At 47.1% G+C, this 21921-nt stretch carries 21 protein-coding genes; 17 read left to right on the top strand and 4 right to left on the bottom strand.

Annotation, left to right across the window (positions count from 1 at the left end; genetic code table 11):
• Window positions 1-17: 17 nt before the first annotated feature.
• A complete protein-coding gene (locus NSQ37_RS20475) occupies window positions 18-500 on the bottom strand; it encodes a GAF domain-containing protein (RefSeq protein ID WP_007408037.1) in 483 nt (160 codons plus the stop codon).
• 125 nt (window positions 501-625) lie between these two features.
• Between NSQ37_RS20475 and refZ the strand changes: the two genes are divergently transcribed.
• Entirely contained in the window at window positions 626-1249 is a 624-nt protein-coding gene (gene refZ, locus NSQ37_RS20470) for a forespore capture DNA-binding protein RefZ (protein ID WP_007408038.1), read from the top strand.
• Here the strand turns inward: refZ and hisJ are convergent.
• Window positions 1239-2051, bottom strand: a complete 813-nt coding sequence (gene hisJ / locus NSQ37_RS20465) for a histidinol-phosphatase HisJ (protein ID WP_099567011.1) — start codon at window positions 2049-2051, stop codon at window positions 1239-1241. The genes refZ and hisJ overlap by 11 nt on opposite strands.
• Window positions 2052-2246: 195 nt before the next feature.
• Between hisJ and ezrA the strand changes: the two genes are divergently transcribed.
• Window positions 2247-3938 carry a septation ring formation regulator EzrA gene (gene ezrA, locus NSQ37_RS20460; RefSeq protein WP_007408039.1) on the top strand — a complete coding sequence of 564 codons (1692 nt, stop codon included), beginning with the start codon at window positions 2247-2249 and terminating at the stop codon, window positions 3936-3938.
• 112 nt (window positions 3939-4050) lie between these two features.
• Here the strand turns inward: ezrA and brnQ are convergent, their stop codons facing one another.
• A complete protein-coding gene (gene brnQ, locus NSQ37_RS20455; RefSeq protein WP_015240382.1) occupies window positions 4051-5391 on the bottom strand; it encodes a branched-chain amino acid transport system II carrier protein in 1341 nt (446 codons plus the stop codon).
• A 193-nt stretch (window positions 5392-5584) separates the two neighbouring features.
• Here brnQ and NSQ37_RS20450 point away from each other — a divergent pair, with 193 nt between their 5' ends.
• The 5 genes from NSQ37_RS20450 (at window position 5585) to NSQ37_RS20430 (ending at window position 11595) form a co-directional block, all read left to right on the top strand.
• Complete coding sequence (locus tag NSQ37_RS20450; RefSeq protein ID WP_085342255.1) at window positions 5585-6730, top strand: cysteine desulfurase family protein; 1146 nt, start codon at window positions 5585-5587, stop codon at window positions 6728-6730.
• A 3-nt stretch (window positions 6731-6733) separates the two neighbouring features.
• Window positions 6734-7939: a tRNA uracil 4-sulfurtransferase ThiI gene (thiI, locus tag NSQ37_RS20445; protein WP_085342254.1), complete on the top strand. Its 1206-nt coding sequence runs from the start codon at window positions 6734-6736 to the stop codon at window positions 7937-7939.
• 80 nt (window positions 7940-8019) lie between these two features.
• The gene (locus NSQ37_RS20440) at window positions 8020-8241 is read left to right on the top strand and encodes an alpha/beta-type small acid-soluble spore protein (protein ID WP_007408043.1); all 222 of its coding nucleotides are present in this window, start codon (window positions 8020-8022) and stop codon (window positions 8239-8241) included.
• 148 nt (window positions 8242-8389) lie between these two features.
• Window positions 8390-9976 carry an acyl-CoA synthetase MbcS gene (gene mbcS, locus NSQ37_RS20435; protein ID WP_032866515.1) on the top strand — a complete coding sequence of 529 codons (1587 nt, stop codon included), beginning with the start codon at window positions 8390-8392 and terminating at the stop codon, window positions 9974-9976.
• A gap of 23 nt (window positions 9977-9999) precedes the next feature.
• Window positions 10000-11595, top strand: a complete 1596-nt coding sequence (locus NSQ37_RS20430) for an amidohydrolase (RefSeq protein ID WP_020956200.1) — start codon at window positions 10000-10002, stop codon at window positions 11593-11595.
• A 16-nt stretch (window positions 11596-11611) separates the two neighbouring features.
• On the opposite strand, the gene NSQ37_RS20425 is transcribed toward NSQ37_RS20430, so the two are convergent.
• Complete coding sequence (locus NSQ37_RS20425) at window positions 11612-12418, bottom strand: NAD kinase (RefSeq protein ID WP_007408046.1); 807 nt, start codon at window positions 12416-12418, stop codon at window positions 11612-11614.
• A 181-nt stretch (window positions 12419-12599) separates the two neighbouring features.
• Here NSQ37_RS20425 and sppA point away from each other — a divergent pair, with 181 nt between their 5' ends.
• The 10 genes from sppA to argH all read left to right on the top strand — a co-directional run bounded on the left by sppA (window position 12600) and on the right by argH (window position 21848).
• Window positions 12600-13607, top strand: a complete 1008-nt coding sequence (sppA, locus tag NSQ37_RS20420) for a signal peptide peptidase SppA (RefSeq protein ID WP_003152419.1) — start codon at window positions 12600-12602, stop codon at window positions 13605-13607.
• A 13-nt stretch (window positions 13608-13620) separates the two neighbouring features.
• On the top strand, window positions 13621-14112 hold the full coding sequence (locus NSQ37_RS20415) for an RDD family protein (protein WP_007408048.1): 492 nt from the start codon (window positions 13621-13623) through the stop codon (window positions 14110-14112).
• A 77-nt stretch (window positions 14113-14189) separates the two neighbouring features.
• On the top strand, window positions 14190-14879 hold the full coding sequence (locus tag NSQ37_RS20410; RefSeq protein WP_007408049.1) for a DUF2953 domain-containing protein: 690 nt from the start codon (window positions 14190-14192) through the stop codon (window positions 14877-14879).
• Window positions 14880-14891: 12 nt separating this feature from the next.
• Window positions 14892-15332 carry a GerW family sporulation protein gene (ytfJ, locus tag NSQ37_RS20405; protein ID WP_003152423.1) on the top strand — a complete coding sequence of 147 codons (441 nt, stop codon included), beginning with the start codon at window positions 14892-14894 and terminating at the stop codon, window positions 15330-15332.
• A gap of 115 nt (window positions 15333-15447) precedes the next feature.
• Entirely contained in the window at window positions 15448-15951 is a 504-nt protein-coding gene (gene tpx / locus NSQ37_RS20400; protein WP_253612804.1) for a thiol peroxidase, read from the top strand.
• 61 nt (window positions 15952-16012) lie between these two features.
• Window positions 16013-16999 carry a class I SAM-dependent methyltransferase gene (locus NSQ37_RS20395; RefSeq protein ID WP_015240376.1) on the top strand — a complete coding sequence of 329 codons (987 nt, stop codon included), beginning with the start codon at window positions 16013-16015 and terminating at the stop codon, window positions 16997-16999.
• A 311-nt stretch (window positions 17000-17310) separates the two neighbouring features.
• Entirely contained in the window at window positions 17311-18498 is a 1188-nt protein-coding gene (locus NSQ37_RS20390) for an acetate kinase (protein ID WP_007408053.1), read from the top strand.
• Window positions 18499-18598: 100 nt separating this feature from the next.
• Window positions 18599-19111, top strand: coding sequence for a MogA/MoaB family molybdenum cofactor biosynthesis protein (locus NSQ37_RS20385; protein ID WP_007408054.1), 513 nt, complete (start codon window positions 18599-18601; stop codon window positions 19109-19111).
• Between the two features lie 152 nt (window positions 19112-19263).
• Complete coding sequence (locus NSQ37_RS20380) at window positions 19264-20475, top strand: argininosuccinate synthase (RefSeq protein ID WP_042635418.1); 1212 nt, start codon at window positions 19264-19266, stop codon at window positions 20473-20475.
• The gene (argH, locus tag NSQ37_RS20375; protein WP_053103929.1) at window positions 20472-21848 is read left to right on the top strand and encodes an argininosuccinate lyase; all 1377 of its coding nucleotides are present in this window, start codon (window positions 20472-20474) and stop codon (window positions 21846-21848) included. Before NSQ37_RS20380 ends, argH begins: the two co-directional genes overlap by 4 nt.
• Window positions 21849-21921: the final 73 nt, after the last annotated feature.

The following is a 21921-nucleotide window of genomic DNA, read 5'->3' as shown; positions in this document are numbered from 1 at the left end:
CGGCCGGGCTCCTTTTTTTATCCTAATCGTTTTTCAAGCGTTTCAACAAACTTTGCTAAATAGGTTTCGTCCGTTTCATCAAAACGGTTTTTCACGGGGCTGTCAATGTCCAGCACACCGATCACTTCACCGTTTACGCGGATCGGAAGAACGATTTCTGACTGGGAAGCCGCGTCACAGGCGATATGTCCCGGGAACGCATTCACATCGGCAATCCGCTGCACGTCGCCATTAGAGTAGGCAGTGCCGCATACGCCTCTGCCGAACGGAATGCGCACACAGGCAGGAAGTCCTTGAAACGGTCCGAGCACGAGCTCGCCCTCTTTAGCGAAGTAAAACCCCGCCCAGTTGACTTCATGTAATGAATGGTATAAAAGCGCTGACGCATTCGCGTAATTTGCGATCGCATCCGTTTCATCTTCTGTCATGGCTTCGAGCTGTTTAAGCAGAAGCTGATAACTTTTTTCTTTATCTCCGGATTGTTTTTCGACATGAAACATGGAAAACCCTCACTTTTTCTATAATATCAAACAAAGTTCCGGCCGTTCTGCCGGCATTTGTCGAGAAGTTCTTACAGGAACGGCGCCTTTCTGCTTGAATTGTTACACATAAAGGGGTGAGCCGTATGAAAGTAAGCACCAAAGACAAAATTATTAACGCCGCTGTCCAGCTGTTTAACCAAAAAGGTTATTCCGGCACGTCCGTCCGTGAAATCGCAAAGTCAGCTGATGTAAATGTTGCGCACATCTCCTACTATTTTAAAGGGAAAGGCGGATTAATGGAACATTTAGTTTCCGAGTTTTACGAAGGCTATACTGAAGCGCTGGAAAAAGCCGCCGTCAGTATGAACGGTGAAGACGCGCAGGAACGCATCCTGCGGGTGATTTTCGATATTTTATCCTATCAGCACGATAACCGTCAATTAACGCGGTTTGTATACCGGGAAGTGACGATTGATTCCGTGCTTATCAGGGAAATTATGTCTACTTACTTAATGAAAGAAAAATATATTTTCCAGCTGGTGATTGAAGAAGGGCAGTCACGCCATAGACGGCTGACGCTGCCCGTGCCGCATTTTATTCTGCAATTGAAATCCCTCTTGATGATGCCGTATCTCCAGCCTCAATATATTACGGAGGTGCTCTATATGCAGCCTCATGAGCCGTACTTTTATAAAAGGTATTTTGAAGAGGTGAAGATCTGGATCGAAAGCGTGTTCCGACGGCCTGATGCAGCGCTTATGAAGTAATGATGTTTTTGTACGTTTCGTAGGAACTGCCGACATCTTCCGCTTGATGGGCGTCCGACCCGAATATGAGCGGGATTTTTTTTTGCTTCGCCGTCTCAGCCATCCAATCCTCCATGTATACTTCCCCGGCAAACTTCTTTCTGAGCCCGGATGTATTCACATCCAGCTCCATTCCGTGTTCTTTCACGGCGTCAAGACAGCGGGCCGCAAGCTCTCTTATTTGAGGTGACATGCTATAAGGGAAAAGGCGCGCGAATTTTTTGACGAGCGTGATATGGCCGACCCGTTTTGGCTTAAAGGGGCCGAGCGGTGTTACAATGGAAGAATACACGGTTTCATAGTATTGTTCATATACGGCTTCAACGCTTCCGAAGCGGTCGGCAAGCTGCTGAAAGGCGTGCTCGTCAAAATCGAGGCATATATAAGACGGACCGGTTTTCAAAAAATGAACGGATAAAATGCCGTCATCCAGTGAGGGGCCGTACGTGTTCAGAAACGCCGCGGTTTCCTCTTCATACCCTATGATAAAATCGGTTTCTAGCCCAGTCAGAATGCTGATTTGTCCATCGTATTCCTTTTTCAGCTGTGACAGCCGCTCCAAATAAACCTCCATCTGTCTGAGATCCATCGCGCTGTCCTGAAGCGGTACGGGATCTTGAAATGACGGAGGAAGGGGGGCGTGCTCTGTAAATGTGATCGAGTCAAAGCCTCTTTCCAGGGCCTTTTCGACATATTGTTTCAGCGCATCCTTCGAGCCGTGAGGGCAAAAAGGGGTGTGGATATGAGCGTCTCGTTTTTCCATTTGTGTCACTCCATTAAAAAATTGCAGAATCCTGCCGAAATTATGCAAAAAGTTTTTGATTTCTGGTCAAAAAATGTTGGTTACATGGTATCATAATAACAATGAAAACGACAGATTTTCTCAATACATATATTGAAATCTTTCTGAATACATAAAACACCCTGACAGATTAAGAGAACAACAAGGGGGCTCATTATGGAGTTAGTCATCGGATTATTGGTTATACTGCTCGCGCTCTTTGCGGCGGGCTACTTTTTCAGGAAAAAAATTTATACGGAAATTGACCGGCTGGAATCATGGAAGATTGAAATTTTAAACCGTTCGATAGTGGAAGAAATGTCCAAGATCAAACATCTGAAAATGACCGGAGAGACGGAAGAGTTCTTTGAAAGATGGCGCGAGGAGTGGGATGAAATTGTCACAGCCCATCTGCCGAAAGTAGAAGAGCTCCTTTATGATGCCGAAGAGAACGCCGACAAATACCGATTTAAAAAAGCGAATCAGGTGCTTGTCCACATCGACGACCTCCTCACTGCAGCCGAATCAAATATAGAAGGCATACTGCGTGAGATCAGCGACCTTGTGACGAGCGAGGAAAAAAGCCGCGGAGAGATTGAACAGGTGCGTGAGCGGTATTCAAAAGCGCGGAAAAACCTTCTGGCGTACAGCCATCTCTACGGAGAGCTTTATAACAGCCTGGAGACGGATCTCGACGAAATCTGGAGCGGCATAAAAGAGTTCGAAGAAGAGACGGAAAGCGGCAATTACATCAAAGCGAGAAAAGTGCTGCTTGAACAGGACCGCAGACTGGATCAGCTTCAGACATACATAGATGACGTTCCGAAACTGCTTGCGGACTGTAAACAGACCGTGCCGAACCAAATTGCCAAGCTGAAAGACGGCTACCGGGAAATGACGGAAAAAGGCTACAAATTGGAGCATATTCAAATCGAAAAAGAGCTGGAGACCCTCACAAATCAATTGAAACGGGCCGAAAACGCGCTTTTAGAAGAATTGGATGTCGACGAAGCGTCCGCCATCCTTCAGCTGATTGATGAAACCATTCAATCGATGTATGAACAGCTGGAAGGCGAAGTGGAAGCCGGACAGTCCGTATTAAGCAAAATGCCTGAGCTGATCATCGCGTATGAGAAGCTTGAGGAAGAAAAAGACCGCACAAAAACCGAAACGGAGCTCGTCAAGGAAAGCTATCAGCTGACGGCGGGAGAAATCGGCAGACAGCATGCCTTCGAAAAACAGCTGGAAACGATCGGCCGGCTCCTTGAGCAGGCGAGAGAAAAGCTTGACGGCGAGCATGTAGCTTACTCGCTGCTGATTGAAGAAGTCGAGGCCATCGAAAAGCAGATGGAAGAGGCTCAGAAAGAACATGCCGAATACCGTGAAAATCTGCAGGCGCTCAGAAAAGAAGAACTGCAGGCGCGGGAAACGCTGATGCATCTTCGGAAAACCATTTCTGACACGGCCCGAATGCTGCAAAAAAGCAACGTGCCGGGAATTCCTGAACAAGTCAAGGACAAGCTCGAGACGGCAAATCATCATATAGAAGAAACCGTCAGCCAATTGGAAGAGCTGCCGCTGAACATGGAGGAAGCCGCCAAACATCTGGCTGAAGCCGAAAAGGTGGTTGAGGAAGTCAGTGAAGAGGCGGAAGATCTTGTGATTCAGGTGAAGCTGATTGAGCGGATCATCCAGTACGGCAACCGCTTCCGAAGCCAGAATCATATTTTATCCGAACAGCTGAAAGAAGCGGAACGGCTGTTTTATGCTTACCGCTATAATGAAGCTTATGAGATGGCGGCAGATGCTGTTGAAAAAGCAGCTCCCGGCGCCGTGAAAAAAATTAAAGCTGATCAATCTGCTTCATAGACGCATAAGCAAAACTGCACCCTGATGGAAATCAGAGGTGCAGTTTTTTAGTTTCTCACGGAATATAAAAAGCGCCTGCGGCTGATATACATCAAACCGCAGGCGCTGAATGTTACGATTTTGCTTTATTTAATTCGATGGGCGGGCTGGTAAAAAACGTGATAATGCAGCCGATGATCGCTCCGGCAATGCCCGGAAGCACCCAGCCGATTCCCATGCTGTAAAGCGGAAGATTTGCGTTTAAGAATGAATCTAATGATCCGAGCGGAATGCCGGCTGCCTTCAAACCGTCCAGGATACTGAACAGCCCCGTTCCGATCAGGCAGGCGATATAGACTTCGCGTCTTTCCTTAAAGATTTTATCAATAAAGGAAAGGACGATAATGACAATCGCCAGCGGGTAAATGGCTGATAAAATAGGAACTGAAAATGCAATAATCTCAGCAAGTCCGAAATTTGAAATCGCCAGACTGAACAGCGTGACAATCGTAACCACCATTTTGTATGATAAAGCTGGAATCAATTTTGAAAAATATTCGCCGCAAGATGTGACAAGCCCGATGCTTGTCGTTAAACACGCAACGGTGATGGCGGCGCCGAGAACGATGTTTCCCAGTGAACCGAACAGGTAATCAGATGAAGCTGATAAAATCTTTGCGCCTTCGCCGAGCGGCCCCACAGCGTCCGTGCTTGTCGCTCCCAAATAGGCCAAAGATAAATAAATGAATGTCAAACCTGCCGCTGCAATCAGACCCGCTTTAATACAAGCGGCGGCGAGCGCTTTACGCTGGGTGACGCCCCTGCTTTTAACAGCGTTGACGACAACGACGCCGAAGACGATTGAGGCGAGCGCATCCATTGTTTTATAGCCTTCCAAAAATCCTTTGAACACCGGCGTTCCGGAATATGCCTGATGTACGGCGCCCAGCCCGCCCATCGGAGTGACAATGGCTTTTACGACGATGATTAAAATAATACCGAATTTAATAGGAGTCAAAATCTTTCCGACTCTGTCCACGATTTTGGACGGGTTAAGAGCTAAATAATACGTAATAGAAAAAAAGATCAACGTGAAAACAAATAAAGATAATCTTTCCGGAATGCCGCTTAAAAACGGAACTGCACCGATTTCATATGAAACGGTTCCGGTTCTCGGAATCGCGAAAAGCGGCCCGATTGATAAATAAAGCACAACGGTGAAAATAGTCCCGAATACCGGATGAGCTTTATCGGCAAGCCCTTTCGCGTCTTTGCCCGTTAATGCGATGGCGATAATACCCAAAAGCGGCAGACCAACGCCGGTCAGTAAGAAACCGCCCATCGCTTTCCAGACATTATGCCCCGCCGCTTGCCCGAGCTCCGGCGGATATATCATATTTCCTGCCCCGAAAAAAAGTGCGAAAAGCATGAAACCGATAATAACGGTATCTTTGACAGGTAGTGAGTGTTTCATAAAAATCCTCCTAAATACTATGTTGAAATATTCTGTCAATTAATTGTCAGATAATATAACAAAACGAACATTACTTATTATATGGCAATGTACAGAGAAGTCAATACTCGATTTATTGCGAATTTATATTTACTTTTGTTATGGTAGCATAAATATCATACGATGTACCGTTTTCATTAAAGGAGTAAAAAAAATGATATATTTAGACAACAGCTCAACGACCGAGCCGTATGAAGAGGTTTTGGAAGTGTATAAACAGACGAGCAGCCGTTATTTCGGCAATCCTTCGTCTCTGCACCAGTTAGGAACTGAGACGGAACAGCTCCTTGAAGCGGCCGCTCAGCAAATAAAAAAAACCTTGCGTTTAAAAAATTATGATATTGTATTTACATCAGGCGCGACTGAAGCGAATAACGCTGCGTTAAAGGGAGCAGCCTGGGCAAACATGAGTAAAGGAAGACATATCATTGCTTCGGCGATTGAGCATCCTTCTGTGACGGAGACGCTTGATCAGCTGACAGAGCTGTTCGGCTTTGAAGTCACATATCTTCCGGCCGATCAAAACGGCTTCGTTTCTTTGAAAGACGTCAAATCGGCTATCAGGCCGGATACGATAATCGTCAGCGTCATGCATGTCAATAACGAAGTCGGCTCCATTCAGCCCGTAAAGGAAATCGGCGGGTTTTTAAAGCAGCACCGGAATATTCTGTTTCATGTTGATCATGTGCAGGGCATTCATAAAGTTCCCCTGTCTATAGAAGAAGCGGGCATTGACCTTTGCACCGTTTCAGGGCATAAGTTTCACGGCTTAAAAGGGACCGGAGCGCTTATCGTCAAAAAAGGAACGCGGCTCATTCCGCTTATAACAGGCGGCTCGCAGCAAAAAGGCGTCCGCGCCGGAACGGAACACACGGCAGGCGCCGTTTCCCTTGCGAAAGCGATCAATCTTTCCGCGCGTGACATGAACGAGCAGCTTTCTTCCGTGGAGGCTGCCAAGAATGCGCTCATGGAAAGGCTGAGCGGGACGGACGGGGTCGTCATCAACACCCCCGCTGAAAGCAGCGCGCCGCATATCATTAATTTTTCCGTTCCGGGCGTGAAGGCGGAAGTGCTGCTGCACATGCTTGAGGAAAAAGGAATATATGTCTCCACAACCGCGGCATGTTCGGCAAGAGAGCACAAACCGAGCCGTGTTCTTCTGCAAATGAATAAAGGCGAACAGATTGCATCAAGCAGCATAAGAGTCAGCCTGAACTTCAGCCATACGGCTGACATCACGGAGCCGTTTATGGCCGCGCTGGCGCCGGCTGTTCAAAAACTAAAAAAAATGATGAGGTAGCATATGAATTACGATCATATTTTAATCCGTTTTGGTGAAATATCCACAAAAGGAAAAAACAGACGCAGTTTTATTGAAAGATTAAAACAGAATATCCGCCTGGTATTAAAGGATTATAAAAAAGTAAAATACTTTTCAAACCGGGACCGGATGTCGATTACTCTTAATGGAGAAAACCCGGAGGAAATTTGTTCCTTATTAAAGAATATATTCGGCATTCAAAGCTTTAGTCTCGCAATTAAATGCGAAAGCAAGCTGGAAGACATTAAAAAAACGGCTTTAGCCGCGATAGAAGGCGAATATAAACCGGGGAATACGTTTAAGGTCGAGACCAAACGGGCTTACAAACAGTTTGAATTAGATACGAATGCGATGAACGCTGAAATCGGCGGCCATATTTTGAAAAACACGGATGGATTAACCGTCGATGTGAGACATCCCGATATTCCGCTTCGGATTGAAATCAGGGAGGAAGCGACATTCCTGACCATTCGTAACGAAAAAGGCGCCGGAGGCCTTCCTGTCGGTTCCGCGGGTAAAGCGATGCTGATGCTTTCCGGCGGTTTTGACAGTCCGGTCGCCGGTTTTTACGCGATGAAACGGGGATTATCAGTTGAAGCGGTACATTTCTTCAGTCCGCCGTATACGAGTGAACGGGCAAAGCAGAAAGTCATGGATCTCGCGGGATGCCTCGCGAAGTTCGGCGGCAGTATGACACTTCATATTGTGCCGTTTACAAAGACGCAGGAACTCATCCAAAAACAAATCCCGGAGAACTATACGATGACGGCGACGCGGCGTCTTATGCTGCAAATCGCGGACAGAATCAGAGAAGAACGGAAAGCGCTCGCGATCATTACGGGAGAAAGCCTCGGGCAGGTAGCGAGCCAGACGCTTGAAAGCATGTATGCGATCAATGCGGTGACGGCAACGCCGATTTTGCGCCCTTTAATCGGAATGGACAAAACAGAAATCATCGAAAAATCAAAAGAAATCGGCACTTATGAAACGAGCATTCAGCCGTTTGAGGACTGCTGCACCATCTTTACGCCGCCAAGTCCGAAAACACGTCCGAAAAAAGAAAAAATCGAGCACTTCGAAAGCTTCGTTGATTTTGAACCGCTAATTGCAGAGGCCGCTGCCGGCATCGAAACCATCACTGTTTACTCAGAGCAGGAAGCTCACGATAAGTTTGCCGGCCTGTTTTAAAACTGTATACAATTACCAAAGTTTTTTTGAATGAAGACATGTGTTTTATCACATTCTATACTCACAAGGAGGTGATACACATGTCACAACAATCAAACAGCGGAAACAGCAACCAGCTTTTAGTGCCAGGCGCTGCTCAAGCTATCGACCAAATGAAGTATGAAATCGCTTCTGAATTCGGTGTAAACCTTGGACCGGAAACAACTTCTCGCGCCAACGGTTCTGTCGGTGGAGAAATCACAAAACGTCTTGTCTCTTTTGCTCAGCAAAGCATGGGCGGAAGCAGCCAGCAGCAGTTTTAATCACAACTTCACATAATGGCTAAGAGAGCGGGGAATTCCCCGCTCTTTTTTCATGAGTATAGATAGAAGGCGGGAAGCAATTTATGCATATTTTTATTGTAATGGCCTATGTTTATGTATAATGGGGAAAGAAAGTGAGGAGTTGTTCGTGTTAAAACGAGAAGATTTAATCGCCCCAAAGAACTATAACCTTGTAAATGAAATCGAAAAGTTCAGCCGTTCCAAAGAGAAGAACGCGCTTATTTGGGAAGATCAAACAGGCGGCAAGAAAGTCTGGACGTATGAAAAATTGATGGAAGAAACGAATAAAATCGGAGCCCGCCTGAAAGGTCTCGGATTTGAAAAAGGCGATAAGCTGATTGTCATGGTTCCGAGAGTGCTTGAAGCGTATGCCGTTTATTTAGCGATCTTAAAAGCGGGGATGGTCGTCATTCCTTGCTCGGAAATGCTGCGCGCCAAAGACCTTGAATACCGGATCAAACACGCCGAAGTGAAAGGCGCTATCGTTTATCCTTCATTTATAAACGCGTTTGACGAGGTGAATACCGAACAGCTGGTGACATTGTCAATCGGTGAAAATGATGCCGGCTGGAAAAACCTCCTAACGATTGAAGCGGATGGAGACAGTTTTCAAACAGCTGATACAACAAGAGAAGACATGGCGTTTTTGTCCTATACTTCAGGCACGACCGGCCAGCCTAAAGGCGTTGTACATACACACGGCTGGGCCTTTGCCCATTTAAAAACATCAGCCGGTGCATGGCTGGATATTTCTGAAGACGATACAGTGTGGGCCACCGCGGCGCCCGGCTGGCAGAAATGGGTGTGGAGCCCGCTGCTCGCAATTCTGGGAAGCGGCGCGACAGGAGTCATTTATCACGGCAGATTCAACGCCAAGACGTATTTAGAGCTGCTGGAGCGCCATCAAGTAAATGTCTTCTGCTGTACCCCGACGGAATACCGCCTGATGGCAAAAGTGGAGGAGTTGGACAAATATGATCTTTCTGCCCTTCACAGCGCAGTTTCTGCGGGTGAGCCATTAAACCGGGAAGTCATTGACGTATTCCGGAAGCATTTCGGCATTAAAGTGAGAGACGGATACGGCCAAACGGAGAGCACCCTGTTAGTCGGCGTCCTGAAGGATATGGATATTAAGCCGGGAAGCATGGGCAAACCGACCCCTGGAAATCAAGTGGAGATTATAAACGATAAAGGCGAAATATGCGAAACAGGCGAAACGGGCGATATCGCCGTGCATCTGAGCACACCGGCCTTATTCAAGGAATATTATAAAGATCCCGAAAGAACGAAAAAGCAGATTCGCGGAGATTACTTTCTTACAGGAGACCGCGCGAAAAAAGACGAGGACGGCTACTTTTGGTTTGAGAGCCGCAATGATGACATCATCGTCAGCTCCGGATATACAATCGGGCCTTTTGAAGTAGAGGACGCGCTCGTGAAGCATCCGGAAGTGAAAGAATGTGCCGTCGTGGCGAGCCCGGATGAAATCAGAGGTTCAATCGTAAAAGCCTATGTCGTTTTACAAGACGATGAAAAGCGCAGTGATGAACTTGTCAAAGAACTGCAAAACCACGTAAAAACGATTACGGCGCCTTACAAATATCCGAGAGAAATTGAGTTTGTCGAAAGCCTGCCGAAAACGGCGTCCGCAAAAATCAGACGTGTGGAGCTGAGACAGCGTGAAGAACGGCTGAAGGCTGATAAAAAAGCATAATACAGGATAAAGGGTGAGCGGGGATGAAAGCGATTTGGCACGGCGGCACCATCTATACAATGCTGGACAAGAATCATGTCACTGAAGCCATTTATACCGAAGAAGGCGTCGTCAGGCAGACGGGCAGCTTCCGGGAGCTCCAAGGAACATACGGTTCGCCTGATACGGAGGAAATCGATTTATATGGGGCTGTCATGTTCCCGGGGTTTACGGACAGTCATATGCATTTAATCGGACACGGGGAAAAACAGCTTCGCCTCGATTTGTCGCAGCTGACGTCAAAAGAAGCGATACTGCGGGCCGCAAAAGAAGCAGAGCGTGAATTGGAAGATGGCGAATGGCTGATCGGCGAAGGCTGGGATGAAAATCTGTTTGAACAGCCGGATTACGTCACGAAGCATGACCTTGACCCGCTCTTTCCCGACCGCCCCGTCCTGCTGAAGCGGGTATGCCGGCACGCCGCCGCGGTTAATTCGGCCGCATTGCGCGCGGCGGGAATTACAAACGAAACACCTGATCCAAACGGCGGGATTATCGTCCGGGACGGAACCGGTCCGACGGGCCTTCTGCTGGATAAAGCCCAAGAGCTTGTGACACAGGCTCTGCCGCCCGTCTCACTTCACTATGTCAAACGCGCGCTTCAAACGGCGATTACGGACTGCTGGTCAAAAGGCCTGACCGGCGGGCATTCAGAAGATCTGGCATACTACGGAGACGCGTCCGTTCCCGTTGCCGCGTACGAGTCATTAACCGGCAGCGGCCTTTATCCTTTTCGCGCCCATCTGCTCGTACATCACGAAGCCGTCGACAGCTGGAGCGCTCTGGATAAATCGACCGGACCTTATTTGGAATACGGAGCGATGAAAATTTTTGCTGACGGTGCGCTCGGAGGCAGAACCGCTCTATTGAAAAAGCCTTACCATGATGATCCGTCTGTTTCCGGCGTTCAGGTGCATGATGACGAAACCCTTGCCGCTCTTGTTTATAAAGCGAGAGAGAAAGGGATGGAGATCGCCGTGCACGCGATTGGCGACCTTGCATTTGAAAAGGTGCTGGATGTTATCGAAAGATACCCGGCAAAGCCCGGACAGCTAGACAGGCTCATTCATGCGCAAGTATTAGATGACGGATTGATTGAAAGAGCCGCCCGGCTGCCGATCGGACTTGATCTTCAGCCGCATTTTGTGGCCAGTGATTTTCCGTGGGTGATTGACAGGCTCGGAGAAGAGCGGATGAAAACGGCTTTCGCCTGGAAAACACTGCTGTCAAAAGGGCTGCTGTGCGCCGGAGGTTCAGATGCCCCGATTGAGCCGGCCGATCCGCTTCTGGGTATTCAATCGGCTGTGCTCCGTACGAGCAAGCAGCACCCGGAAGGTCCGGCCTATTATGAAAAAGAGTGTCTGACCGTGTACGAAGCCATTCAGCTTTACACGGAGGGAAGCGCGGCCATCATCCATAAAGAACATAGCCGCGGACGGATCGCCCCCGGCTATGATGCCGACTTTACCGTACTCAGCGGTGATCCGTTCAGGACGGACCCGAAAAAGCTTCATGAATTGGAAGCTGTCAAAACCGTCGTCGGCGGCCGTATCGTATATGAAAAAGAGGACAGGCAGTGATGCCCGTCCTCTTTTTTTATGATAAAAATGATCGTTTTACTTTTTCCCAGAAAGAGTTGTCTTTCAGTTTCACCGTTTTGATTTTTTTATCGGATAGTCTAATCTCAACCTTTTTGACATTCCGCGTGCTGAGCGCTTCATTATCAAGCCCGATAATCGGATGCTCATTGCCGCCTTGCACCACCTGCAGTGTCAGCTTCCGGTCTGAGCTTAAAATAAACGGAGATCCGAGTGTACGGTATGTGTTGTTGTTCAACGACGCCAGTTCGGATACCTGCATGCAGGAAATCAAAGGATCAACAACGGCGCCTGAAACAGATTTATTGTAGGCAGTGCTGCCCGTCGGGGTGGAAATGATCATCCCGTCTCCTCTGAACGTCTCAAAATGAAGATCATCAATTAACACATCCATCACAAACGTTTTAATAATGCTTGAACGGATGGAAACCTCGTTTAAACAGTGAAAATGATTGCTGCCGTCCACCGTTACGTGAATGAGCGGGTATTTTCTGACCTCAAGCTGTTCCGCGGTCATGCTGGCCGCCATTTTTTCAGGATCATCGCTGTGAAAATCACAGTACAAATGGGCTTTCCCTTTTTTAGCGATGCCGACATACAGGCAGTCATCACGGAATCCGGTTTTTCTGACGGCTTGCAGAAATGAGCCGTCGCTGCCGATGCTGGCGATAATTCCGGCATCCTCCGGTTGAGCCGCAACTGTAAAACCGTGCGATTCAGCAAGCTGCTTCAAAGAGCTGACTTGTTCTTTTGTTTCGTTGTTTTGTTTGTGAAAAAAATAAACATTGCGGCGAAGATCGGTCATATCCCCATTCCCCTTTGCTGTCATATTTACGTTTTTCTCCCAGCAGGTATTGTGTTAAAATACCTGTGGCAATAGTGTAACATGTTTCCTGTTTATCCGTTAAGGGAAAGCGCTTCATGAAAAAAATGAATCTTTTTTTACGGGGGAACGTACGAATATTGACAGAAAAGGAGGAGAACAAATGAATGCAAAAAGATGGATTGCGCTCGTCATCGCGCTCGGCATTTTCGGCGTATCAGTCATTGCAAGTGTGACCGTCGGGGTGCTGAAGAATATCGGAGATACAGGGTCTGACTTTGCATCACTGACAGATGACACAGAGGAAGTGACGCTGGATAAGGGCAGCCCCGGCAGTAAAATCGCCGTGCTTGAAGTGGACGGCACGATTGAGGATAACGGCGGGTCCGCTGGCCTGCTCAGCTCAGGCGGGTATGATCACAGATCATTTTTAAAACAGGTTGAGCGTGCGAAAGAAGATAAAAGCGTCAAAGGAATTGTGCTGAAAATCAATTCACCTGGCGGAGGCGTATACGAAAGCGCGGAAATACATAAAAAACTGGAAGAACTAAAGAAAGAAACGAAGAAACCGATTTATGTATCCATGGGTTCCATGGCGGCATCGGGAGGCTATTATATTTCAACGGCCGCCGATAAAATCTATGCTTCACCGGAAACGCTCACGGGTTCACTGGGCGTCATCATGGAAAGCGTCAATTATTCCAAGCTCGCCGATGAACTCGGCATCAAGTTTGAAACCATTAAAAGCGGCGCGCATAAAGACATCATGTCCCCGACCCGCGACATGACGAAGGAAGAAAGAAAGATCATGCAGACAATGGTCAACGATTCTTATGAAGGATTTGTCAATGTCATTTCAAAAGGCCGGCACATGTCAAAAGCGGATGTGAAAAAAATTGCCGACGGCCGTGTTTACGACGGCAGACAAGCGAAAAAAATCGGCCTCGTTGATGAGCTCGGTTTTTACGATGATACGATCAGCGCGATGAAAAAGGACCATAAAAATATGAAAAACGCTTCAGTCATCACATACGAGGAAGGATTCGGATTAGGCTCGCTCTTTTCCATGAGCGCAGCGAAAATGTTTAAAAGCGAAATTGATTTTCTGAATATGAAAGAACTCATTTCGCAATCCGGTTCGCCGCGGATGATGTATCTCTATGCAAAGTAGGGGGGAAGAAAGAATGGACGCGACTTACGAAGGCTTTCACGGCAAAGAAGAGGAAGCCGAACAACAGAGGGCGCCCGAGCAGGCATATGCGGGCTTTTGGATCAGGTTTTGGGCGTTTCTTCTTGATTGGCTGGTGGTCTGGGGACTTAACCATCTCATCGTTTCACCGATTTTCACGCTGATGAAGCTCCCGGCAACAAGCGGAATGTTTACAATCTCAGCTTATTCCGTCACAACCCTGATCGTCTACCTCGCCTATTTTGTGTTCATGACGAAATGGTTTCATCAGACACTCGGCAAGATGGTCTTCGGGTTAAAGGTCACTTCTTTGACGCCCGGAAAGCCGCTGACTTGGAGCACCGTCATTTTCAGAGAAGCGGTGGGGCGTTATATCGATAAAATCTGGATTCTCTATATCGTCATTGCGTTTACGCCCAAAAAGCAGGGCATTCATGATCTGATCGCCGACACAACGGTGATTCACGAAGCGCTGTACCGCAAATAAAAGCAGTAAACCCGGAATAAACGTCCGGGTTTATTTTTTTTGGTTTTGGCGATAATGCTGCTAAGGAAGTGAAGCTTATGGGATATGCCGCAGCAGCTGTTATTCTCATTCTCATTTTGGCCTGGCTGCTCATGAGGATGAAAATCCACCTGACTTTCGAATATCTTCACGATAAAGATAACGACAAACTGACGTTTAAAATCTCGGCCTTATACGGGCTGATCCGTATTAAAAAAACGCTGCCCGTCATAAAAGTAAACAGCGAAGACGCGTCAATTGATGTCAAACAGGACACAAAATCAGAAATGAAAGGTCAGAAAAAAGAGAAGAAAAAAATCACATATGAAGATGTCAAACAGAGCATTCACAGAATAGAAATGATTCTGCACCAAGTCTTTCAGATGCGCCAAATCGCCGCTTCATTTCTTGCGGGAGTCCGTGTTACGAAGTTCGAATGGGTGACGGTTATCGGAATAAAGGACGCCGCCGTTACGGGAATCGCCGCCGGCGGATTGTGGGCCGTAAAGGGAGGACTTACGGCGATGCTGTATGATCATCTGCGTTTCATACATAAACCGGTGTGCGAAGTCATTCCGTCTTTTCAAGTGCCTGCATCCAAGACGCATTTGCAGTGTATATTCTTTTTTCGTTTTGGACATCTTATAGGTGCAGCTTTCAAATTGCTCAAATACGGGCGGAACGGACTTTCTATCATACGAAAGAAACAGCCGGTTCCGGTTGCTTCAAAGAATGATTCATCAGTTTAAGGAGGAGCGCATATGGCAGACCATCCCATTCAAGGTTTAATGAAAACCGCTATGGAAAATTTAAAAGAAATGATTGACGTGAATACAATCATCGGCGATCCTGTTGAAACGCCTGACGGCAGCGTAATCTTAACGGTTTCAAAGGTCGGCTTCGGATTTGCGGCGGGCGGAAGCGAGTTTGGAGGAAAGCCGGCTGAAAAAAGAACCGATGATGATGAAAGAAAAGAGCAGAAGCTCCCGTTCGGCGGCGGAAGCGGCGGCGGAGTATCCATTACGCCGATTGCGTTTCTGATTGTCGGAACAAACGGCGTGCGTATGCTTCATTTAGACGAAAACACCCATCTGATTGATAAACTGTTAGACTCCGCGCCTCAAACGATTGAACGCATCCAGCATATGTTTAAAAAGAATGAAAAAGGCCGGAACCAAAAAAGAACGGATATCGATTTATAACAGAAAAGTTAACTGCCGCCCGCAGTTAGCTTTTTTTACGATGCGGCATAACCTTTGCAGTTTGCATAAAACTCGACTATGATAGAGCTATACATAGATAAAGGGAGGAATCAGAATGGCTGAAATTACATTTAAAGGCGGAGCCGTGACGCTGATCGGACAAGAAGTGAAACCGGGGGACCCAGCTCCTGACTTCACGGTTCTGACAAACGGATTAGAAGAGAAGACATTAGCAGATATGAAAGGGAAAGTAACGATCATATCCGTTATTCCTTCCATTGACACAGGCGTATGTGACGCGCAGACACGCCGCTTCAACGAAGAAGCCGCAAAACTCGGTGATGTGAACGTTTATACAATCAGCGCCGACCTTCCGTTTGCACAAGCGCGCTGGTGCGGAGCGAACGGAATTGATAAAGTTGAAACATTATCGGATCATAAAGAGATGTCATTTGGTGAAGCATTCGGTGTTCACATCAAAGAACTTCGTCTTTTGGCACGTTCCGTATTTGTCCTTGATCAGGACGGAAAAGTCGTTTACGCGGAATACGTAAGCGAAGCGACAAACCACCCGAATTATGAAAAGCCTATCGAAGCTGCAAAAGCGTTAATCAAGTAAAGAGAGAAAAAGAGCTCCGGGTGCTGCCGCGGAGCTCTTTTCATGGCAAGGAGGAAACAGCATGCAACACGACCATGTCGGTCAGATTTATGAACTTTTAGATGAAGCCGCCCAAGTGATAGCAGAAGGCCTTCAGATTTCTTATATTGAGGGGCTTGCGGAAGCGGGAGAAATGTATTTTCTTGAAAAGGCCGACCAGCTTCCGCTTCAGGAAAAGCAAACCGGCGAGCTTAACAGCCTGCTTGCGAAAGCAGACTTCAGAAAATGGGAGCATGAATGGATCCGCAAGGCGTTCCAGCTCGCCATTTTAAAAGGGCTGAAAGATAAGTCCCATCCGAACAGACAGATGACGCCTGATACGATCGGCATTTTCATCAGTTACCTCGTGAATAAATTTACGGGCGGCCGAAAAGGCCTGACATTGCTGGACCCCGCCTGCGGCACCGGAAATCTTCTGCTGACCGCGGCAAACCAGCTTTCTGACAAAGCTGCAAAAAGCTTCGGCATTGAAATCGACGATGTCCTTCTGAAGATCGCTTATGCTCAGGCGAATCTGCAGGAAAAAGAAATGGAGCTGTTCTGCCAGGACAGTCTTCAGCCGTTATTTATCGAGCCGGCCGATGCGGTCATCTGCGATTTGCCGGTCGGCTACTATCCGAATGACGAAGGCGCTGAAGCGTTTGAGCTGAAAGCGGATGAAGGCCACTCTTTTGCTCACCACTTATTTATTGAGCAGAGCGTCAAACATACAAAACCGGGCGGATACTTATTTTTTATGATTCCGAACCATCTGTTTGACAGCGCGCAAAGCGATAAACTGAAGCGGTTTTTTGCGGAAAAAGTGTATATCAACGCCCTTCTTCAGCTGCCGGCTACTATGTTTAAAGACGAAGCGCAGGCAAAGAGCATTTTAATCTTGCAGAAAAAAGGCGAAGACGCAAAGCCGCCGAAACAAGCGCTTTTGGCGAATCTTCCTTCTTTTGCGAACCAGCAGGCGATGCGGGAGATGATGGCAAAATTGGATCAATGGATTCAAAAAGAAAAATAATGGCGAAAAAGCAGTGTGAGATGCAAAATCCCGCGCTGCTTTTTGCTTTTTAAAATGAATGGAAATCAGGACGATAACACAAATTAAGGAAAGAAAATAACATTCCGTAAGACCGTGCCGTCCATTTGGCACAAATGAAATTTATCAGAAAATATCGACTTCATATTGTAAGCGGTACCAATGTGGATGTTGACTTGAAATGCTGAGTTGACAATGTTTAAATGGAAAAGTCAGATATTTTTTGGACTGCAATTATGGTCTGGGAAAAAAGAACGAACAAACGAAGAAGAATTTTGATAGGAGCGTCATTTATGTCTAAAATTATTGCAATTAACGCAGGAAGCTCATCTTTAAAATTTCAGTTATTCGAAATGCCTTCAGAAAAGGTGCTAACAAAAGGTTTAGTAGAACGGATCGGTATCGCCGACAGCGTTTTCACAATCTCTGTTAACGGCGAAAAAAATACAGAAGTGACAGATATTCCGGATCATGCGGTTGCGGTGAAGATGCTGCTTCACAAGCTGACTGAATTCGGTATTATAAAGGATTTAAATGAAATTGACGGAATCGGCCACCGTGTGGTTCACGGCGGAGAAAAATTCAGCGATTCTGTTTTGCTTACGGATGAAACAATCCGTGAGATTGAAGAGATTTCAGAACTAGCGCCGCTTCACAACCCGGCTAACATCGTCGGCATTAAAGCCTTTAAAGAAGTGCTTCCGAATGTGCCTGCGGTTGCAGTGTTTGATACGGCGTTCCACCAAACGATGCCTGAACAATCTTACCTGTACAGCCTACCGTACGAATACTACGAGAAATACGGCATTCGCAAATACGGTTTCCACGGCACATCTCATAAATACGTGACACAGCGCGCAGCTGAGCTTCTCGGCCGCCCGCTTGAAGATTTGCGTCTGATTTCCTGCCACCTCGGTAACGGCGCAAGTATCGCGGCGGTAGAAGGCGGAAAATCCATTGATACGTCAATGGGCTTCACACCGCTTGCGGGTGTTGCGATGGGAACACGTTCAGGAAACATCGACCCTGCATTGATTCCGTACATTATGGAAAAAACGGATCAGACGGCAGATGAAGTATTAAATACGTTAAATAAAAAGAGCGGACTGCTTGGCGTATCCGGTTTCTCCAGCGACCTTCGCGATATCGTAGAAGCTTCAAAAGAAGGAAACGAAAGAGCGGAAACGGCTCTTGAAGTGTTTGCAAGCAGAATCCATAAATACATCGGTTCTTACGCTGCGAGAATGAGCGGCGTTGACGCAATTATTTTCACTGCGGGTATCGGTGAAAACAGCGTTGAAGTCAGAGAACGCGTGCTTCGCGGCTTAGAATTCATGGGTGTATATTGGGATCCTGCGCTGAACAACGTGCGCGGCGAGGAAGCGTTTATCAGCTACCCTCACTCTCCTGTCAAAGTCATGATCATTCCGACTGACGAAGAGGTCATGATCGCACGCGACGTTGTCCGCCTTGCACAGTAATGATCAAAAAAAGCACATCCTTTTAGGGTGTGCTTTTTTATTGAATGCCCCAGGATCAAACGTTACGATATGTTTAATACATAAACGATGAGGTGAAGCAATGAGTGTGCATGAACATAAACAAGAAGCCCCGTCAGCCGTGCGCTGCAAGGTGATTACAGTCAGCGACACGAGAACGAAAGAAACCGACAAAAGCGGGCGCGTCATGATGGACTTCCTCAGGGAAGCGGGATTTGAAACGGTCGCTTATGACATTGTTAAAGATGAAAAAGATGAATTGCAGAAAGCCGTTTTATCCGGCTGTATGGATGAATATACAGATGCGGTGCTGTTAAACGGAGGGACGGGCATTGCCGAAAGGGATGTCACAATTGAAGCGGTCACGCCGCTGTTTTCAAAAGAACTTCCGGGATTCGGCGAGCTGTTCCGCATGCTGAGCTATACGGAGGACATCGGTTCCGCCGCCATTTTGTCCAGAGCGGCAGCGGGTGTGATCCAAAATACCGCAGTCTTCTGCACGCCCGGCTCCTCAGGCGCCGTAAAGCTTGCAATGAGTAAACTGATTATTCCTGAACTGCCTCATGTGCTCCGGGAAATCCGAAAAGATTTATAAATGTATAAAAAGGCTCTGCTCCGCTCAAAAAATTGGGTGGGGTTTTTTTTATAAAAGGCTTGAAAAAACAGAATTTACTTGTTACAGTGTATACATACAAAATGCATTTTTATTAATTAAAACTAATTTTTATACAAAAGGGAGCTTTTAACATGGCAGAACAAAAAAAGGTTGTATTGGCATACTCAGGAGGTCTTGATACTTCTGTAGCGATAAAATGGCTGCAAGAACAGGGATACGATGTTGTTGCCTGCTGCTTAGACGTAGGTGAAGGAAAGGATTTGGCATTCGTTCAGCAAAAAGCGCTGGAAGTAGGCGCCGTAAATTCCTATGTGATTGATGCGAAAGAAGAATTCGCCCGGGAGTACGCGCTCATTTCTATGCAGGCCCATACAATGTATGAAGGCAAGTATCCGCTCGTATCTGCATTATCCCGTCCGTTAATCGCGAAAAAACTCGTTGAAGTCGCGGAAAAGGAAAACGCGGTGGCCGTAGCGCACGGCTGCACGGGAAAAGGCAACGATCAGGTGCGTTTCGAAGTATCCATTAAATCATTAAATCCTGATCTGGAGGTCATTGCTCCGGTCCGTGAGTGGCAATGGTCGCGTGAAGAAGAAATTGAATATGCTGCAAACCGCGGCATACCGATTCCGATCAATCTTGACAGCCCGTATTCCATCGACCAGAACCTATGGGGACGCGCCAATGAATGCGGTATATTAGAAGACCCGTGGGCGGCGCCGCCTGAAGGGGCATATGACCTGACAGCATCTCTTGAAAACACGCCGGACGTTCCGGAAATCATCGAAATCGCATTTGAAGCCGGTGTTCCGGTTTCAATCGACGGCGTAACCTATCCGCTCGCTGATTTAATTCTCAAGCTGAACGAGACTGCCGGAAAACACGGCATCGGCCGGATTGACCATGTGGAAAACCGCCTGGTCGGCATTAAGTCCCGTGAAGTTTATGAGTGCCCGGGCGCCATGACTTTGATTACGGCTCACAAAGAGCTTGAGGATCTGACTTTAGTGAAAGAAGTGGCCCATTTCAAACCGGCAATTGAACAAAAACTGTCTGAAATCATCTATAACGGTTTATGGTTCTCGCCGTTAAAAGACGCGCTGCTTGCATTCCTGAAAGAAACTCAAAAACACGTCACCGGCGTCGTACGCGTCAAGCTGTTTAAAGGCCATGCCATTGTAGAAGGACGTAAGTCGGAATATTCACTCTATGATGAAAAACTTGCGACATATACAAAAGACGATGCTTTTGACCATCACGCGGCAATCGGTTTCATTGAGCTTTGGGGGCTGCCGACAAAAGTAAACAGCATTGTGAAAAAGAAGGAGCAGATTGAAGCATGAAGAAGCTTTGGGGAGGCCGTTTTCAAAAAACACCGGAAAAGTGGGTCGATGAGTTCGGCGCATCCATCACGTTCGACCAAAACTTAGTCAAAGAGGATATTACAGGGTCTCTCGCTCATGCGGCAATGCTGAAAAAATGCGGCATTCTGACGGAAGAAGAAGAAGGCGCCATCCGACAGGGGCTGCAGACCCTCCTGCAAAAAGCAGAGGAAGGAACGCTTGAATTCTCTGTTGATTATGAAGATATCCATTTGAATATTGAAAAAATGCTGATCGAAGAAATCGGACCGCTAGGCGGCAAGCTCCATACCGGCAGAAGCCGGAATGACCAGGTGGCGACCGACATGCATTTGTATTTGAAAGATCATGTCTCACATATCATCGTGCTGATTGAACAGTTCCAAAAAGCGCTGATCGAAAAAGCGGAGGCGAATGTCGAGACCATTCTGCCGGGGTACACCCATTTGCAGCGGGCTCAGCCGATTTCTTTCGCCCACCATCTGCTTGCTTATTTTTGGATGCTTGAACGGGATAAAGAGCGTTTTCGCGACGCTATGAAGCGGATTAACATATCGCCGCTCGGATGCGGGGCGCTTGCCGGAACCACGTTTCCGATAGACCGTAACTATTCGGCGGAGCTGCTCGGTTTTGACTCCATTTATGAGAACAGTCTTGACGGAGTCAGTGACAGAGATTTTATTCTCGAGTTTTTAAGCGGCAGCAGCATGCTGATGATGCACCTTTCACGTTTATCAGAAGAAATCATTCTATGGTGCTCGCAGGAATTCAGATTCATTGAACTGGATGATACGTACGCGACGGGAAGCAGCATGATGCCGCAGAAGAAAAACCCCGACATGGCGGAGCTGATCCGCGGTAAAACCGGACGCGTATACGGTGATATGATGGGGCTTTTCACGATTATGAAAGGGCTCCCGCTCGCTTACAACAAAGACCTGCAGGAAGATAAAGAAGGCATGTTTGACACGGTGAAAACCATTGAAGGAAGCCTTCAGATTTTCACGGGCATGATTGAAACGATGAAAGTAAACAAAGACATCATGAAACAAGCGACAAAACAAGATTTTTCAAACGCGACGGAACTTGCCGATTATTTAGCTAAAAAAGGCATGCCGTTCAGAGAAGCGCATGAAGTGGTCGGCAAGCTTGTGTACAGCTGCATTGAAAAAGGAATCTATTTAAGTGATATGGCATTTGAAGAATTCCTTCAAGCCAGCAGTCTCTTTGAAGAAGATATCTATACCGTGCTCGATCCGCATCATGCGGTTGAAAAAAGAATGAGCGCCGGCGGAACGGGTTTTCAGCAGGTAGAACAGGCGCTCGTAAAAGCAAAAGCCTGCGCCGGCATTTAATTTGCTGAAATTTCCTTCATATTTTCCCGTCATATCAGACACCCTACATCTATAAAGATGGGAGGTAGAAGGA

Origin of the sequence: Bacillus sp. FSL P4-0334, assembly GCF_038004825.1 — a bacterium.
Classification (GTDB): domain Bacteria; phylum Bacillota; class Bacilli; order Bacillales; family Bacillaceae; genus Bacillus; species Bacillus velezensis.
This window is presented reverse-complemented; position numbering and strand designations above follow the sequence as displayed.

Coding starts and splice junctions, on each gene's coding strand:
- refZ (WP_007408038.1), top strand. CDS start 626: ATGAAAGTAAGCACCAAAGACAAAATTATTAACGCCGCTGTCCAGCTG.
- ezrA (WP_007408039.1), top strand. CDS start 2,247: ATGGAGTTAGTCATCGGATTATTGGTTATACTGCTCGCGCTCTTTGCG.
- NSQ37_RS20385 (WP_007408054.1), top strand. CDS start 18,599: ATGAGTGTGCATGAACATAAACAAGAAGCCCCGTCAGCCGTGCGCTGC.
- ytfJ (WP_003152423.1), top strand. CDS start 14,892: ATGGCAGACCATCCCATTCAAGGTTTAATGAAAACCGCTATGGAAAAT.
- NSQ37_RS20415 (WP_007408048.1), top strand. CDS start 13,621: ATGGACGCGACTTACGAAGGCTTTCACGGCAAAGAAGAGGAAGCCGAA.
- NSQ37_RS20440 (WP_007408043.1), top strand. CDS start 8,020: ATGTCACAACAATCAAACAGCGGAAACAGCAACCAGCTTTTAGTGCCA.
- NSQ37_RS20425 (WP_007408046.1), bottom strand. CDS start 12,418: ATGACCGATCTTCGCCGCAATGTTTATTTTTTTCACAAACAAAACAAC.
- brnQ (WP_015240382.1), bottom strand. CDS start 5,391: ATGAAACACTCACTACCTGTCAAAGATACCGTTATTATCGGTTTCATG.
- NSQ37_RS20475 (WP_007408037.1), bottom strand. CDS start 500: ATGTTTCATGTCGAAAAACAATCCGGAGATAAAGAAAAAAGTTATCAG.
- argH (WP_053103929.1), top strand. CDS start 20,472: ATGAAGAAGCTTTGGGGAGGCCGTTTTCAAAAAACACCGGAAAAGTGG.
- sppA (WP_003152419.1), top strand. CDS start 12,600: ATGAATGCAAAAAGATGGATTGCGCTCGTCATCGCGCTCGGCATTTTC.
- NSQ37_RS20395 (WP_015240376.1), top strand. CDS start 16,013: ATGCAACACGACCATGTCGGTCAGATTTATGAACTTTTAGATGAAGCC.
- hisJ (WP_099567011.1), bottom strand. CDS start 2,051: ATGGAAAAACGAGACGCTCATATCCACACCCCTTTTTGCCCTCACGGC.
- NSQ37_RS20410 (WP_007408049.1), top strand. CDS start 14,190: ATGGGATATGCCGCAGCAGCTGTTATTCTCATTCTCATTTTGGCCTGG.
- NSQ37_RS20450 (WP_085342255.1), top strand. CDS start 5,585: ATGATATATTTAGACAACAGCTCAACGACCGAGCCGTATGAAGAGGTT.
- NSQ37_RS20390 (WP_007408053.1), top strand. CDS start 17,311: ATGTCTAAAATTATTGCAATTAACGCAGGAAGCTCATCTTTAAAATTT.
- NSQ37_RS20430 (WP_020956200.1), top strand. CDS start 10,000: ATGAAAGCGATTTGGCACGGCGGCACCATCTATACAATGCTGGACAAG.
- NSQ37_RS20380 (WP_042635418.1), top strand. CDS start 19,264: ATGGCAGAACAAAAAAAGGTTGTATTGGCATACTCAGGAGGTCTTGAT.
- thiI (WP_085342254.1), top strand. CDS start 6,734: ATGAATTACGATCATATTTTAATCCGTTTTGGTGAAATATCCACAAAA.
- tpx (WP_253612804.1), top strand. CDS start 15,448: ATGGCTGAAATTACATTTAAAGGCGGAGCCGTGACGCTGATCGGACAA.